Genomic DNA, 16,861 nt, shown 5'->3' with positions numbered 1-16,861 from the left:
TTGCAGATTTATTTCCGTATTCATACATTAATTTATGCACAAAATTTCTATCTGATACTTTAAAAGTAAGCACTTTTTGAAATTTGCAAAATATATTAGTATAGATTAATCAAATGAGGTTATCTATGAATGTTAACTATATCCATACATTAGAAACACCCCCAAATTCTGTAGATAAAGGAAATCTTCAGGTAAATGTAATTTCAAAAACAACGAATGAGCCCATTAAGGATGCTGTAGTAACAATCTCATACACAGGTGATCCAAATGGCGTTATCGAAAAGCTGATTTCGGATTCACAAGGACAAACGGAAATCATTGTACTTCCTGCTCCACCTCTTGAATATAGTATGGCTCCCGGTAATAACCAACCATATTCTGAGTATAACATTACAGTAAATGCACCTGGATTTGAGCCATGCACCGTTTCCGGTTCAAATTTACTTCCAACAGAGACTTCCTTACAAGATGTCAACTTAGTTCCATTAGCACCTGTTGCAAGTCCCGTCGCCATAGTAATTCCAGCACATACCTTATATGGATATTACCCACCAAAAATTGCTGAAAGTGAAATAAAACCAGTTGGCCAACCTGGGGAAATTGTTCTTAGTCGTGTTGTTATCCCGGAATTTGTAGTAGTTCATGACGGTGTACCTACTGATTCGACCGCTGAAAATCATTATGTACGTTATCGAGATTATATTAAAAATGTGGCCAGTAGTGAAATCTACTCCACTTGGCCAGAATCAACTCTAAGAGCCAATATTCTTGCCATCATGTCATTTACTCTCAATCGAGTATATACAGAATGGTATAGAAACAGCGGATATAACTTTACGATCACTTCTTCAACCGCATTTGATCACAAATGGATGAACGGCAGAAATATATTTCAAAATATATCGATTGCTGTTGATGAAATATTTGCAAGCTATCTGTCAAGGCCTAACGTGAAACAACCTATTTTAACTCAGTATTGCGATGGAAAGAGAGTATCTTGTCCAAACTGGTTAAGTCAATGGGGCAGTAAATACTTAGGTGATCAAAATTATAAACCTATTGAAATTATTCATTACTATTATGGAGATACCATGTATATTAATACTGCTGAAGAAATTGCAGGAGTTCCTTCCTCATGGCCTGGTGCAAACCTAGATATTGGTACCTCCGGTCCAAAGGTACAGCAAATGCAGGAACAATTGAATCGTATCAGTCAAAATTACAATGCAATTCCGCTTCTATCAGCGGATGGCAAATTTGGTGAAAAAACAGCTGAGGCTGTGAAAGCTTTTCAGAAAATATTCAAATTACCAGAAACAGGTGTTGTCGATTATCCTACTTGGTATAAAATCTCAGATATGTTTGTCAAACTCAGCCGTATTGCAGAGCTTGAATAAACGATATCTATTAACGTAAAAAGGTTCGAAAAATGAGTAATATCATTTTTCGAACCTTTTTAATAGCTTTTATATATGTTTGTATCTTTTGTCTTAATTAACTTCTACTGTCCAACCAAATTCATCTTTTATTTTACCTAATTGAATTCCAGTAATTGTGTCATATAACTTTTGACTTATTTCTCCAATTCCACCATCACTAATCTTCATGATATCATCTTCAAATCTCAATTCACCTACTGGTGAAATAACCGCTGCTGTTCCTGTTCCAAAAACTTCTTCAAGTGCTCCGGTTTTCGCAGCATCAATCAATTCTTCCACTGAAACCTGTCTTTCTTCTACTGGCAGTCCCCAGTGTTTGCAAAGTTGGATAGCTGAATTTCTAGTGACACCTGGTAAGATGCTTCCATTTAACATAGGAGTTATAATTGTTCCGTTGATTTTAAAGAATATATTCATTGCTCCAACTTCTTCAATATATTTTCTATGAACGCCATCTAACCATAATACTTGTGAATATCCTTCTTTATGCGCTTTTACCTGTGATGCTAAGCTCGCAACGTAATTAGCGCCTGTTTTTGCTTCTCCTAAACCGCCTTTTACAGCACGAACATATTCGTCTTCGATCCATATTTTAACTGGATCAAGGCCTTCTTTGTAATAAGCGCCTACTGGTGAAAGAATAATAATAAGCTGATATGTATCAGATGGTCTAACACCAAGGTATGGATCTGTTGCAATAATAAATGGTCTAATATATAAAGATGTACCTGGTTTTGTTGGAATCCAAGCTTCCTCTTCTTTTACAATCGCTTTTATTGCATCTAAGAAATCTGATTCTGAAATTTCGGGAATACAAATTCTCTTATTTGTGTTATTTGCTCTCTCAATATTCTTGTCAGGGCGGAATAACAAAGTTTTTCCATCTTCCGTCTTATATGCTTTCAAACCTTCGAACATTTCCTGTCCGTAATGGAATACCATAGCTGATGGATCTAATGAAATTGGTGCATAAGGTACAATACGTGCATCATGCCAACCCTTTCCTGTTGCATAATCCATTACAAACATATGGTCTGTAAAGATTGTTCCAAAAGTCAAAGGGTTTTCTGCCCCTGGAATTGGCTTTGGAGTAGTTGTTTTTTCAAATCTGATGTTTAACATTTTGTGTCCTCCATTGTATCTATTAAATTATTTTAATGTTGCCAACTCGGAATTTACATATGTAGTCATTTGGCTTACTAAGCTATCTGGAAGTTTACCTTTCAATTTAGGAATATTAGTTGCCATTTCTGTAAGAATTGCTTTTTCCTGGGTTGTTGTTATATATTCAACATCAATTGCTTTAGAAAAGCTTGAGCTCTTTGATGGTACTGATGAAATAGCTTTTGTCGAAGTGTTACCTGAAAGAGCAATATCAAAATCTTCTCCCTCTATGCTTCCAGTCGCAAACATTTTATCAATTGTTATATTAACGTCACTTCCTGATTTTTGAGTCTTACCCTGAATTCCAAAGGTTAAAAACTGGTCTTTGTATGTTGTTTGATCTGGGCGAACATCTGCTCCATAATAAAACTCATTGGCTTCATTCTTTGCAATTAATTTAGCGGTAGTTCCCTCGATTGACATGTTGGTTACTACATAATCATAAATACTATCTTTACCAATAAATTCTACTGAAAATGCAGCATCATCACCGGTTATTTTATTTAAATCAAAAATAGTCTTAACGATTTCTTTTTTATTATTGATATATACTGTAAATTGAATTTTATCAATACCTAACTCAGCGCTTGCTACTTCAGTAATCAATGACTGTTTTGTTTGGCCAGTACCTAATGTGAGTAAGCTAACGTATGAACTTAATTCCTTATCATTGAAAATATTATTTATAATTGCTAAAATACCTTTTTTGATTGTCGCTTCACTAATAACAATATCATAAACAGATACCTTCATATTTCCATTTTCAGATTCATATGTTTTACTATCAGTTCTTTTATAATCTGCATTATCAATTATAGTGTCTAGTCCTTTAATCGTATCTTGTACAACTGCTTTGATTAGAGGTGAATACTGATCCATATATTCTTGAATATCAGAAGCAGTTAAAGAACCCAACATACCAGAAATTTCACTGTAAGAATAGTCTGAATTATCTGAAAATGATGATATATCCATCGAAAATGTCTGACTTGAAAGTTCTGGTATCTTAAACGTAATCGTTGAAGCGTCTATGTAAAATTGAACTGATAATGCTGATACGCCACTAGTTCCTAGCGTAATCGTCCCTGTTTCAACTTGGTCACTTGGTGAAACTTGAATTGTCATTGTAACATTTTTTCCGCTGAAATCAGAAAGAACGGTACCACTTTGAATATCAAGTTTGTCAAGTTGTAAGGTCATTGAAACCTCTTGAGGTGTTGTCGCCGCTGAAAAATCAGTATTTGTTATTACAGTATCTACATTATTTGCAAGCTTTGAAGTTGTATTTTTAAGTGCTGACACGGCATATGCCTTAGGACTAATAATTGGCAGAATCATTGGATAAACAAAATAACCTGCGACTCCTAGTACAATTAAAACTGCTGCCATGATTCCTACAACTTTAGGCCATTTTTTCTTTTTCTTAATTGGTTTTTCTATTCCAAATGAGAATGCATTCTCAACTGGTGTCCCTACTGGTGTATCTTGAGTCATTGGCATCTGTGGTGTTCCTACTGTTGCCTCTGGTGTCACTGGCATCTCTGTTGGTGTTCCTATTGTCACCTCTGGTGCTGCTGTTATGATTCTATTTCCACATTTTGGGCAAAAAATACCCTCACTTACATTTGTTCCACATTTTGTACAAAACATTACTCTACCCCTTTCATAGATACTACTCTTTGAATAACTGTTTTAATCATTTTTTACTTTCTGGCGTACTTTAAAAATTCATATTCCAAATCAAAATAGGTACGTTCATCACTTCTTTCCACAATTGACCATTCAGGCATTTCGTCTAAATTAGGGAATCGTGTATCGGCATCATATTCGTAATCTATTTTAGTTATGTGTGCCATATCACAATATGGAAGTAATTGTCTGTAGATGGTTTCTCCACCAATTACATATACGTCTTCACTTGCATATTTTTTTATTTCTTCCAATGCTTCTTCTATGCTATGGCATATGATTGCATCTTTGACATTATAACTCTTATCACTTGTTATTACAATATTAGTTCTATTTTTTAGTGGAAGTCCATTGGAAAAGCTTTCTAATGTCTTTCTTCCCATGACCACTACCTTATTTGTCGTCTCTTTTCTAAAAAGCTGCATATCTTCTGGAATGCTAATCAAAAGCTTTCCCTTACATCCTATAGACCAATTTTTATCTACTGCCACAATTATATTCATATAAGTATTATCCTCCAATTTATTCGTAATTTAAATAACATAAGCCTAAAATCAAACAGCAACTGGAATCCCTTTAACTTGTGGACCAAACTGATAATTTTCAAGTGAAAAATCATCAGTTTTAAATTCATAAAAATCCTTAATTTCAGGATTTATATGAAAGATAGGTGCGTCAAATGTTGGTCGTTCAATCAGTTCCTTAATGATTGGAATATGTCTATCATATATATGTGCATCTGCAATCACATGAACGAGTTCGCCCACTTCAAGTCCGCTTACTTGCGCTATCATATGAAGTAGCACTGCATATTGAACAACATTCCAATTATTTGCTGCGAGAATATCTTGTGAACGCTGATTCAAAATAGCATTCAACTTATTATCGGTTACATTAAATGTCATACTATATGCACAAGGATATAGATTCATCTCATGTAAATCCTGATGCACATATAGATTAGTCATAATCCTTCTGCTATATGGATTATTTTTTAGATCAAAAAGGACTCTGTCAACTTGGTCCATTTCGCCCTCTTTATACTTATGCTTTACGCCTAACTGATATCCATATGCTTTACCAATCGAACCATCTTCGTCTGCCCAACTATCCCAAATGTGACTATTTAAATCCTTCACATTATTCGATTTTTTCTGCCATATCCAAAGAACTTCATCTATACAGCTCTTAAATGCCGTTCTTCTGAGCGTAATGGCCGGAAATTCTTTTGATAAATCATATCGATTCACTACACAAAATTTTTTAATTGTATATGCAGATGAGCCGTCGTCCCACTTTGGTCTTACCTTCTCACCTTCCGTACTAACTCCATTTTCAAGAATATCCTTACACATATTAATAAATAAACCATCTGCAAAACTCATATGTCCTTAATCCCTCCTTAAACTTGACTATATACTTCCTTAGGTACAAACGCCTTAACTTCAATACCGTTCTCCGTATATTCTTCGCTTATCAACTGACCGTACTTTCTAATAATCTGTATCTTTGCAGCTTCACTAAATGGATAACAACGTTCCACATAGATCTTTTTTTCCCTAAGCAAATCGTCTATAATCTCTTTTAATTTGTCTAATCCTTCTCCAGTCATTGCTGAACCTTGAAGTGTAACATCGGCCATAAAATCCTTAAATATAGGCTTATCTTCTAATTTGTCACTTTTATTAAATAAAGTAATTATAGGTTTATTGCTAACTCCTAAATCACTTAAAGTTTCATACACGATTGCCATCTGTTTTTCCATATCTGGATTAGAACTATCCACAACATGAATAATGATATCAGCGTACTTTGCTTCCTCTAATGTTCCTCTAAATGCATCAATCAAATTATGAGGAAGCTTTCTTATAAAACCAACTGTATCCGTGATAAGTACCTGCTCTTTACTAGGAAGTAGTAGGTTTCTAGTTGTTGGATCAAGCGTTGCAAACAGCTTGTTCTCAGAAAGGACTCCGGCATCTGTTAACTTATTTAACAATGTCGATTTACCAGAATTCGTATATCCTACAATTGAAATTACAGTAGAACAGATTTTGCTTCTTTGTTGTCTAGTCACCTCTCTATGAGACTTAACATCATCTAGTTCTTTGTTCAGCTGTACAATCCTATCTTTGATTAAACGTCTATCCATTTCAATTTTCTTTTCACCAGGGCCTCTTGTTCCAATACCTCCACCAAGTCTTGATAATGAACTTCTTAGACCCACTAGTCTTGAAGAACGATATTTTAGCTGCGCCAATTCAACTTGAATCTTACCTTCTTTTGTTAATGCTCTATTTGCAAATATATCAAGGATTACAAGCGTTCTATCCATGACTTTTGTATCAAGTTCAGCCTCAAGATTTCTCATCTGTGCTGGTGATAATTCATCATCACACACAACACCACTTGCTCCAAGTTGCCATAACAATTCTTTTACTTCTTCGATTTTTCCTTTTCCAATATAAGTTCCTGGATGGACTTTTTCTCTATTTTGAACTACTTTACCAACAGTTTCACCTCCTGCTGTTCTAACCAGTTCCGCAAGTTCATCTAAGGATTCTTCTGTGTCGTCATCTTCTTGAAGTTTTACACTTAGAAGTATTAACTTTTCAACCTCTTCTGCCATTTCAAATGTTTCTGCCATAAGACTTTTTCTCCCATCTATTTTACTTAACGCGAATCAGATTCGCTTTATTTCTCAATTACTAAATACATATTTTATCATATTTATGAGGGTTTCACTAGTATTTCTTGAATATATGACTTCCTTTGCAGCAATCGGAACATCTGTAATAATATTATCTACACCTTTATTTGCAAGATTTTTTATTGAAACTGTATTGTCTACCGTCCACGCATGGACTTGTTTCCCTGCATTATGAATCGCATCCACAGTGATTTTTGATAAGAAAGATGCATTTACACTAAAGAAATCAACATCATCCATATTGTAGAAATTTCCATAAGCAACCGAAAGAATATATCCAACTTCAATATCCTTATTAATTTCTTTCACTTTCTTTAATGTTCCATAATCAAATGATGTTACAATACAATCCTGACTAAAATTATTGTCCTCTATTATTTTTACAACACTCTCTGCCAAATCTGAATCATGCCCACTTGGTTTGATTTCTATATTTAGCTTTGCCTTTCCTTTTACCAGCTTAATCACTTCATTTAGGGTAGGAACTTTCTCGCCTGTATATTCTTGTGAGAAAAATGAACCCGCATCTAGTTCTTTCACCTGCTGTAACGTCATTTCCCATACAAAATTATTTACGCCTGTTGTTCGATATACATTAGGATCATGCATCACAATAATAGCTCCATCTTTTGTCTGCTGAACATCCAATTCAATATAGTCAGCCATATCCTCTATTGCCTTTTCAAACGCTGCAAGGGTGTTTTCTGGGGCCTTTAGAGAGCTTCCTCTATGCGCCGTAATCTTAATATCACTAAGGATAGCTACCTTATCAAATGGATTCTTATTAAATGCCATAACTACATAGGTAATATTTAAAGTTATTGCCATAACCACCAAAATTACAAGTACGATTCTATTTCTCTTTGGCTTCTTTTCCACTAATACGTTTGGTAAACGATTATGTTTATTTTCTTTACATATTTTATAATACAACCTGCAGATCACTGTATAAGAAGCTGGAACTGATATAAATACCAAAAACATTTTAACACCGTTTCTGAAAATTCTAAGCGCAGACAAATATACAGCACTTCCAATGTATGCCATATCAAGGATTCTAACTCCCGCTATAAGTATCACCGATAAAATCGCGTACAATAATATAATCACAAATACAATAGCAATATTATATATTACTATTGTACCAAATATTCTAAATATATTTTTTTTGACTATTTGAAAGCTCTTTTTATAGCACACCTTAAAGTTCTCATCTTCAAGCATAAAAATATTTACTGCAAAACATCCTAAAATAGACGGAATATAGATTAATAAGGATACAAAAATAATTATAACCCAACTCTTCCAAGAACATTTCATAACATACGAAGCCCACAAATTATTTGTTGTTCCTGAAACAATCAAATTCAAAATAGCCACTATATTAATTGCTAATAAAGATATTAAAGTAAAAGGTATTAAAATCCAATTCTTAAATTTAAAAACCTTGGAAAAGATTTTCCATGACATATGTGCAGTCTGAACTAACGATACTCTATGACGCTTTTTCTTAAATTCATAGCATGAGGAGATGAATATCATTTCATATAAAGAATAGACCGCAATAGTCAAAAACGAGCACACTAAAGCAAATATCACAATTGGATTTGTAATAACTTTAATAATGTACTCATTTGTTAAATATCGTACCCCGACCATTTTAATTGCAAAATTCATCAATAAAATCACCAAAGGATATACAACGGCCACCGCAATCATCTTGTATGAAATTTCAAAAAGGAACATATTCCTTCCACCCTTTTTAAGCAGCTTCCAGTCTTCTCTAAAAAATCTACCCATAACAACTCCTATATTCTATACCTAACTAACAAAAAAGGGATGTCCCTAAATAAGTGACATCCTTATTTTAATTTAATTAAACAAAATCATTTAAACTATTATTTACAACATCTTCCTGATCCCTTTTTGCAAAAACAGACCTTGTAAAATGATATGTAAAATCAACCAAATATGATATTACTATAACGGAGCTTATAACTACTACAAACTCATGATTCAATGATTTAACAAAAAATTCAACACGCTTATTGAAAAATCCAAATATAAACAATGATAAAAGTCCCCATCCCAAAGAACTTTCCAAACAAATCACACCTTTATAGTTAAACTTTTTATATTCGTAATTCCACCATACTTCCCCAAAAAGCTTCATCATAATGTTGGCTGTTAAGTATTCAAATATTGTTGCCCCAATCGCACCTGCAATATATAGAGCAAAATAGTTATTCTGAATTGGTGCAAACAAGTGATATGCAATAAATGTTCCAACGCCATATATCACACAAAATGGCATTTTTGCAAATCCTCTATTCTCCCAGTGCCCTAAATCACGCCTAATCACTACGCACTCCATACACCATCCACAGAAACTGTAAAGAAAAAACCAAAATGCGAATTGGTTAATATCCATGTTGTGAAAATAATAATGAATCATCTTTTTGGCTCCCCCCGTACTTATTAATAATAAATCACAATTTCTTTATTCCCTTGCTTCGTATCTTTTAACATTTTTATATAAATTCTAATGTACATAACAAATGCCAAAGTTAGCGCAGATACACATACAATAATCAAATACTTTTGGATATAACTGTTCAGCCCTGGAAATGCGATTAATGTTAGCATAACAGCATATAGAACCGCTGTACACACCTTTCCGTACCATTTCGCTCCATTCAAACGTCTATTGTACTTCTTATATATAACTATGGCTGCTATGAACATAGAAACTTCCTTAACAATAAGATAAATCACCAATAAATACATAAACTTAATTTTAATTGTGAGACATATAATCATTGCCAACTGCATTAATTTATCTGCAAACGGATCCAAAAGCTTTCCTACATCTGTAATCATATTACATCTTCTAGCGATTTGACCATCTAAAAAATCTGTAAATCCAGAAATGAGTACGATTCCTGCCGCCATATAATAATCCCCTGCTGTATCTGCTCCAAAAAACATAATGCAAAATACTGGTACCAAAATAATTCTTAGATAACACAATAAGTTTGGTATTTTAAATAAATGGTTTACTTCGAAATTCATTTATGCACCCTCCTAAATTATATACCCGATACCCATAATTTTTAAAGCATTTCTTCTAATGTAGCTCTGATTGCTTTGATGAAATCATAACTATTAAGGACTGCCACATCTGGAATCGATGTGATTAACGCAAGATCCTTCGTCATTTTTCCAGCTTCAATCGTCTTAATACAAGCAGCATCAAGCTTATCTGCAAACACTCCAAGTTCTTTATTTCCATCTAACTCACCACGTTTCCTAAGTGCACCTGTCCACGCGAAAATTGTTGCCACTGAGTTAGTTGATGTTTCTTCACCTTTAAGGTGCTTGTAGTAATGTCTTTGAACTGTTCCATGTGCAGCTTCATATTCATAATAGCCCTGTGGAGACACAAGTACTGATGTCATCATTGCAAGTGATCCAAATGCAGTTGCTACCATATCACTCATAACATCGCCATCATAGTTCTTACAAGCCCAAATATATCCGCCTTCTGAACGCATTACACGAGCAACAGCATCGTCAATCAATGTATAGAAGTATTCTATGCCCGCTGCTTTGAACTTATCATCGTATTCTGCATCATACATATCTTGAAATATATCTTTAAATGTATGATCATATTTTTTTGAAATCGTATCCTTAGTTGCGAACCATAAATCCTGCTTAATATCAAGTGCAAAATTGAAACAACTTCTTGCAAAGCTTTCAATTGAATCCGTAAGATTGTGCATACCTTGGACAATTCCTGGTCCTTTGAAATCATGAATTAATTCTTTTGTTACTGAACCATCTTCTGCTGTAAATACGATTTCGGCTTTACCTGCACCAGGGATTCTCATTTCTGATGCTCGGTAAACATCTCCGTACGCATGTCTAGCAATTGTAATTGGTTTCTTCCAGTTTTTTACGAGAGGCTCGATACCTTTCACTATGATTGGTGCTCTAAAGACTGTACCATCAAGAATTGCTCTGATTGTTCCGTTCGGACTCTTGTACATTTCTTTTAAATTGTATTCTGGCATTCTAGCAGCATTCGGTGTAATTGTTGCACATTTTACTGCAACACCGTACTTTTTGGTAGCTTCTGCTGAATCAATTGTAACCTGATCATTTGTTTCGTTTCTATATTTAAGTCCAAGATCATAATAATCTATATTAAGTTCGATAAATGGATTTAAGAGTTCATCCTTAATCATCTTCCATAAAATTCTAGTCATCTCGTCTCCGTCCATCTCAACGAGTGGTGTTATCATCTTAATCTTTTCCATTTTTATCTACCTCTTTCATTCATCATATAAAATAATATTATAAGGCATTTATAAGGGTTTGTAAACCCTACATATCGTCGTATCCGCCTAAATATGTTTTAAATATTTTGAATTTAAAGCATCTTAATATTTCTTTAATCTTAAATTTTAATATTTATCTTTTAAAATTCCTTGTTTTTTCTATAAATATTTCTCTTTTATTTAATTTTATGATGTATATTATAGTATGTACTTTAGTATGTATTATTTTTTGAAAAAATGTGCTGTAAATTTGACGATTTTTCATATTTTTGCTATAATCTTCATAATTGTTGTTAAAACTATAGATAATTTAACTCAAATACAAGAGTGATTCACGAGATTTTCTTTTGAAAACCTCGCAACGTAATGTAACAAAGTTACATTGCGATATATAAGGAGGCACATTATGTGTGGATTTGTTGGATTTACTGGATATCTTGAGGACGGTGAAAACGTTCTTACTAATATGATGAATAAAATTATTCATCGAGGCCCCGATAGTGCTGGACAACACATGGATGGCAAAGCATATTTGGGTTTTAGACGACTTAGTATTATTGATTTGGATAATGGAAGCCAGCCTATGTATAATGAAACTAACGATGTGGTAATCGTATTTAATGGTGAAATATATAATCACATGGATTTAAGAGAAGACCTTTTAAGTAAAGGCCATATATTCAAAAATAACTCCGATACAGAAGTTCTTATTCACGCATATGAAGAGTATGGAGAAGCTATGCTGCAAAAGTTACGTGGAATGTTTTCATTTGTTATCTGGGATAGCAAGAATGATACTATATTTGGAGCACGTGATTTCTTTGGTATCAAACCTTTTTACTACGCTGTTGTAGATGGTAATCTTGTATTTGCTTCCGAAATTAAGAGCATTCTTTCTTACCCAAAATATGAGAAGGCTGTTAACGATGTTGCACTTGAAAATTACCTCACATTTCAATACTCAGTTCTAGAAGAGACTTTCTTTAAAGGAATCTACAAGCTTATGCCTTCACACTTCCTAACCTTTAAAGGTGGCGAACTTAACGTAAAACGTTACTGGGAACCAAAATTCGAAGCTGATGACAATGCTTCACTTGATGTTATTATTGAAAACATTGACAAAGCTATGCATGACTCAATTGAGCACCACAAAATCAGTGATGTAGAAGTTGGATCGTTTCTTTCAAGTGGTGTAGATTCAAGCTATGTTGCAGCCACGTTTAACGGTGACAAGACATTTACAGTTGGCTTTGATTATGATAAATATAACGAAATCGATTACGCAAAAGCACTATCGAAAGAAATCAAAATTGATAACTACAGCAAATTAATTACAACCGAAGAATACTGGGGTGCTATTTCTAAAATCCAATATCATATGGACGAGCCTTTGGCCGATCCATCTGCGATTGCACTTTACTTTGTAAGTCAAACCGCTGCACAACACGTTAAAGTAGCACTTTCTGGCGAAGGTGCTGATGAATTCTTTGGTGGGTATAACATTTATAGAGAGCCTTTCGCACTTAAACCAATGCAAAAGATTCCAAAGCCAATCCGCGTTCTAATTGGAAAAGTTGCTTCCCTCATTCCTTTTAAAATCAAGGGCAAGAATTATCTTATCCGTGCAAGCAAAAAACTTGAGGAAAGATTCATTGGCAATGCATTTATGTTCAATGAAAAAGAACGTAGTAAGATTTTAAAGAATCCTACTGGAAAATTCAACCATATGGACCTTACGAAACCTTTTTATGACAAAGTAAAAGGACTTGATGACGTTACAAGAATGCAGTACATCGACATTAACTTCTGGCTAATTGGAGATATTCTTCTTAAAGCAGATAAAATGAGTATGGCACATTCTCTTGAAGTTCGTGTTCCATTCCTCGACAAAGAAGTATTTGAAGTAGCAAGACACATTCCTACAAAATACAAAGTGAACAAAGAAAATACAAAGTACGCAATGCGTATGGCCGCTCACAGATATTTACCAGACATGGTAGCCGAAAAGAAAAAACTAGGCTTCCCAGTCCCAATCAGAATCTGGCTTCGCGATGACAAATATTATAATATAGTCAAAACCTCCTTCACAAGCGAAGCAGCACAAAAATACTTCAACACAGATGTAATCGTAAAATTCCTTGATGACCATAAGAATGGTAAAGAAGATAATTCAAGAAAGATATGGACCGTATATATGTTTTTGGTGTGGTATGAAGAATTCTTTGGCAACGCATTAAGCAATGCATAAATAACAATCAATAAACGGCCGGAAGAGAGCTTGCTCTCTTCCGGCCGTTTATTGATTGTTATTTATATATGGCGCAAGCCATCCATCGAGGAAAGCCGCAGGCTTTTCGAGATGGTCATTGCTTACCTCTCGAGTGGCCCCCCTTACTTTTCCCTAAATCCCCATTTCCCCATTCCACCAAGGAAAGCCGCAAGGCCTTTCCTGTACCCCCAACTTATTCTCCCACTTTCCCATCATCTTTCGTATAATACCTTGCCCCAAATGGCATTACCAATATCACAAATACAACCCAAATCAAATAGCACACAAGTGCATCAGACCTATTAGCAAAATTCAAAGCATTAAATAAATGATTCATCAAAAGAGGCGGAAGTGCAATCAAACATGCATAAATTATTCTTGTAGAAAATCTCACATAATACGTACAACCACAACTTTCACATATAATAGGTGCATAACCAAATAATAATGTCCAAAATATATTTTTATACCCTAATTTATCATTACATTTCTTGCATTTTTGCATTATAATCCCCCTATAATTACATAAATTAACCCCAATATAATATCAACAATCATTTATTCTACATATTTTTTTAATCTAGCAATATATTTTATCAAATAGTTAATCCCAAAAAATGTTATTGACATAGGAACGAAAAAAAATCGAAGGTCAAATTTATCCCATACATAAATAATTATAGTTAACACAACAGCATTTACACAACTTAAATATAATTGTATTTTAAAGAAGTTATGATTGATTATTACTAAGTTGACTTTCCTAATGGAATAAATAACGTTTTCCTTAAAATAGCAAATAATATTATAAATTATATATAAAGCTGATAAAACACTCATAGTCATAACTGCCATATAAATCCCCCCCAATTATTATAATATGCCTTTACTCCTCAACAATCTCCCTCAACGCCTCAACCAACTTCCCCATCTCTTCATCCGTCCCAACCGTAATCCGAAGATAGTTATCAATCCTAGGCAAATTAAAATACCTCACATAAATATGCTCGTCTTTCAACTTTTCAAATATATCCTTCGCCTTAACACTCTTATGCGTAGCAAATATAAAATTCGCCTTAGAATCCGTAAACGTAAACCCCAACTCCGTAAGCCTTTTCTTCGCAACTTCTCTTGTTTTTACTATCTTATCTATACAAGTTTTAAAATATTCATCATCCTTAACCGCCTCAACCCCATACACAAGAGATGTTGCATTCATTGTATAGGAATTAAATGAAAATTTCACATCATTGAGCGCTTTAATCAACGCTTTGTTCCCCATAGCATAACCAATTCTCATTCCTGCCATTGAACGTGACTTTGAAAATGTCTGAACGACTAATAAGTTATCATATTTTTCAATCAGCTCAAGTGCAGATTTACCACCAAAATCAATATATGCCTCATCCACAATCACGACTACATCTTGATTGTGCTTTATAATATCTTCAACAATATCCAATGTTGTATATACTGCTGTTGGTGCATTTGGATTCGGAAATATCACCCCACCGTTTTCTTTGTAGTAATCTGATGCGATTATATTGAAATTGTCATCGAGCGATGGTCTTTCATAAGGTATCTTATAAAGGTCTGCCCATACACTATAAAACGAATATGATATGTCAGGAAATAGAATTGGTTTATCCGAATTAAAATATGTCATAAATGCCATTGCAATAACATCATCCGATCCAACACCAACATATACTTGATCACTATTTAATCCATAATAATCTGCCAATACATTTACAAGGGCAAATGCATCTGGATCTGGATATAACTTTAATGTATCCATATCAAATTCAGCTGCCACCTGCGTTGCTTTTGGCGTTGGAGGATATGGATTTTCGTTCGTATTTAATTTTATTATTCCATCTTCCTTTGGCTGTTCTCCCGGAACATATGGAACAACTTTTCTAATATTTTTTTCCCAAGCATTCATAATAGCTCCCATCTGACGGCTTTATCCGGTCATTTAATTAAGATTGTGAAATCCAAATCTACTAAAAACAACTATATTATTTCGTTACGCCAAGTTCCTTTGCAATTTCAGCAAATTTGGGAAGTGAATTCTTAATTGTGTCATATGATACACAATAAACAATTCTTACATATCCAGTGCAACCAAATGCACTTCCTGGTACAATCAATACGTTATATTTCTTAGCAATATCACAGAATACTTTTTCATCTTCTGTTGGAGATTTTACGAATAAATAAAAAGCGCCCTGTGGCTTTACACATTCAAATCCTAGATCAATTAATCCATTATATAATAATTCTCTGTTTCTGTTATATGCTTCTACGTCACATTTTGCATCTACACACTTCGCTACAACTCTTTGCATAAGCGATGGTGCATTTACAAATCCAAGTATTCTAGTTGCAACACTTGCACCTGCCTTGATATCTTCACTATCAGCAGCTTCATCAGGAATCACAAGATATCCAATTCTCTCCCCTGGAAGTGAAAGGGATTTGCTGTAAGAATAGCCCACGATTGTGTTTTTGTAATACTTTGTAAGATATGGAACATCAACGCCATCATATACCAATTCTCTATATGGTTCATCTGAAACGATATATATATCCGTACCGAATTCTTTTTGTTTTTCCTCTAAAATAGCAGCCATTTTTTTGACAGTTTCTTTAGAATATACAACGCCTGTTGGATTGTTTGGATTATTTACAATAACTGCCTTCGTCTTTTTCGTAATCTTTAATGCAAACTCCGTAAGATTTGGTTGGAAATCTACAGTATTAGGCGCTACTACTACAAGTATCCCCTGATAGTTTGCTGTATAGCCTCTATATTCACCAAAGAATGGTGCAAATGTAATAACTTCATCGCCAGGGTTAAGAAGCGTCTTTAAAATGACGTTCAAACCGCCTGCAGCACCTACTGTCATCACAATGTTCGTTGCATCAAACGTTGTATCAAACTTCTGATTGATTGACTGCGCAATGGTTTTTCTAACATCTTCATAACCTGCGTTGCTCATATATCCATGAACATATGTAGACTTTTCTTCGTCTAAAATCTCTTGAATTGCAGTCCCAACTTCTGCTGGTGCTGGCACATTCGGATTTCCCAAACTAAAGTCGTATACATTCTCAGCTCCATGAATCTTTGCCAATCTATTTCCTTCTTCAAACATAGCTCTAATAACTGAACTATTTTTTACTAAACCTAACATATTATCTGCTATCATTGCACATTCCTCCGTGTTTCTTTCAATTTAAT

Annotated in this window: 14 protein-coding genes; 2 read left to right on the top strand and 12 right to left on the bottom strand. The window is 34.1% G+C overall.

The window, feature by feature from the left end:
- The first annotated feature begins 125 nt into the window (after positions 1-125).
- Positions 126-1,397, top strand: coding sequence for a peptidoglycan-binding protein (locus BMY18_RS14010; protein WP_092455112.1), 1,272 nt, complete (start codon positions 126-128; stop codon positions 1,395-1,397).
- Between the two features lie 93 nt (positions 1,398-1,490).
- Here BMY18_RS14010 and BMY18_RS14005 read toward each other — a convergent pair whose 3' ends face one another.
- The 9 genes from BMY18_RS14005 to BMY18_RS13965 all read right to left on the bottom strand — a co-directional run bounded on the left by BMY18_RS14005 (position 1,491) and on the right by BMY18_RS13965 (position 11,324).
- Positions 1,491-2,561 (bottom strand): branched-chain amino acid aminotransferase, encoded by a 1,071-nt coding sequence (locus tag BMY18_RS14005; RefSeq protein ID WP_092455110.1) that lies wholly within the window; start codon positions 2,559-2,561, stop codon positions 1,491-1,493.
- A 27-nt stretch (positions 2,562-2,588) separates the two neighbouring features.
- Positions 2,589-4,253, bottom strand: coding sequence for a zinc ribbon domain-containing protein (locus BMY18_RS14000; protein ID WP_092455108.1), 1,665 nt, complete (start codon positions 4,251-4,253; stop codon positions 2,589-2,591).
- Between the two features lie 53 nt (positions 4,254-4,306).
- Positions 4,307-4,795: a dihydrofolate reductase gene (locus tag BMY18_RS13995; RefSeq protein WP_092455105.1), complete on the bottom strand. Its 489-nt coding sequence runs from the start codon at positions 4,793-4,795 to the stop codon at positions 4,307-4,309.
- Positions 4,796-4,846: 51 nt separating this feature from the next.
- Entirely contained in the window at positions 4,847-5,677 is an 831-nt protein-coding gene (gene thyA / locus BMY18_RS13990; protein ID WP_092455102.1) for a thymidylate synthase, read from the bottom strand.
- Between the two features lie 17 nt (positions 5,678-5,694).
- Positions 5,695-6,939, bottom strand: a complete 1,245-nt coding sequence (gene hflX / locus BMY18_RS13985) for a GTPase HflX (RefSeq protein ID WP_092455099.1) — start codon at positions 6,937-6,939, stop codon at positions 5,695-5,697.
- Positions 6,940-6,993: 54 nt separating this feature from the next.
- Positions 6,994-8,802: a glycerophosphodiester phosphodiesterase gene (locus BMY18_RS13980; RefSeq protein WP_092455098.1), complete on the bottom strand. Its 1,809-nt coding sequence runs from the start codon at positions 8,800-8,802 to the stop codon at positions 6,994-6,996.
- Between the two features lie 76 nt (positions 8,803-8,878).
- Positions 8,879-9,457, bottom strand: a complete 579-nt coding sequence (locus tag BMY18_RS13975; protein ID WP_092455096.1) for a putative ABC transporter permease — start codon at positions 9,455-9,457, stop codon at positions 8,879-8,881.
- Between the two features lie 23 nt (positions 9,458-9,480).
- Positions 9,481-10,074 (bottom strand): CDP-alcohol phosphatidyltransferase family protein, encoded by a 594-nt coding sequence (locus BMY18_RS13970; protein ID WP_092455095.1) that lies wholly within the window; start codon positions 10,072-10,074, stop codon positions 9,481-9,483.
- Positions 10,075-10,115: 41 nt separating this feature from the next.
- Positions 10,116-11,324 carry an NADP-dependent isocitrate dehydrogenase gene (locus tag BMY18_RS13965; protein WP_092455093.1) on the bottom strand — a complete coding sequence of 403 codons (1,209 nt, stop codon included), beginning with the start codon at positions 11,322-11,324 and terminating at the stop codon, positions 10,116-10,118.
- Between the two features lie 427 nt (positions 11,325-11,751).
- Between BMY18_RS13965 and asnB the strand changes: the two genes are divergently transcribed.
- Entirely contained in the window at positions 11,752-13,593 is a 1,842-nt protein-coding gene (asnB, locus tag BMY18_RS13960; protein WP_092455091.1) for an asparagine synthase (glutamine-hydrolyzing), read from the top strand.
- Positions 13,594-13,807: 214 nt separating this feature from the next.
- Here the strand turns inward: asnB and BMY18_RS13955 are convergent, their stop codons facing one another.
- The 3 genes from BMY18_RS13955 to BMY18_RS13940 all read right to left on the bottom strand — a co-directional run bounded on the left by BMY18_RS13955 (position 13,808) and on the right by BMY18_RS13940 (position 16,829).
- A complete protein-coding gene (locus BMY18_RS13955; RefSeq protein WP_092455089.1) occupies positions 13,808-14,119 on the bottom strand; it encodes a TIGR04104 family putative zinc finger protein in 312 nt (103 codons plus the stop codon).
- Between the two features lie 381 nt (positions 14,120-14,500).
- A complete protein-coding gene (gene hisC, locus BMY18_RS13945; protein WP_092455085.1) occupies positions 14,501-15,559 on the bottom strand; it encodes a histidinol-phosphate transaminase in 1,059 nt (352 codons plus the stop codon).
- Between the two features lie 76 nt (positions 15,560-15,635).
- Positions 15,636-16,829, bottom strand: a complete 1,194-nt coding sequence (locus BMY18_RS13940; protein ID WP_092455083.1) for a pyridoxal phosphate-dependent aminotransferase — start codon at positions 16,827-16,829, stop codon at positions 15,636-15,638.
- Positions 16,830-16,861 lie beyond the last annotated feature (32 nt).

The organism is [Clostridium] fimetarium, assembly GCF_900111235.1.
GTDB classification, from domain to species: Bacteria; Bacillota; Clostridia; order Lachnospirales; family Lachnospiraceae; genus Clostridium_N; species Clostridium_N fimetarium.
Note: the sequence above shows the minus strand (reverse complement) of the source record. Positions and strands in the feature narration are given on the sequence as shown.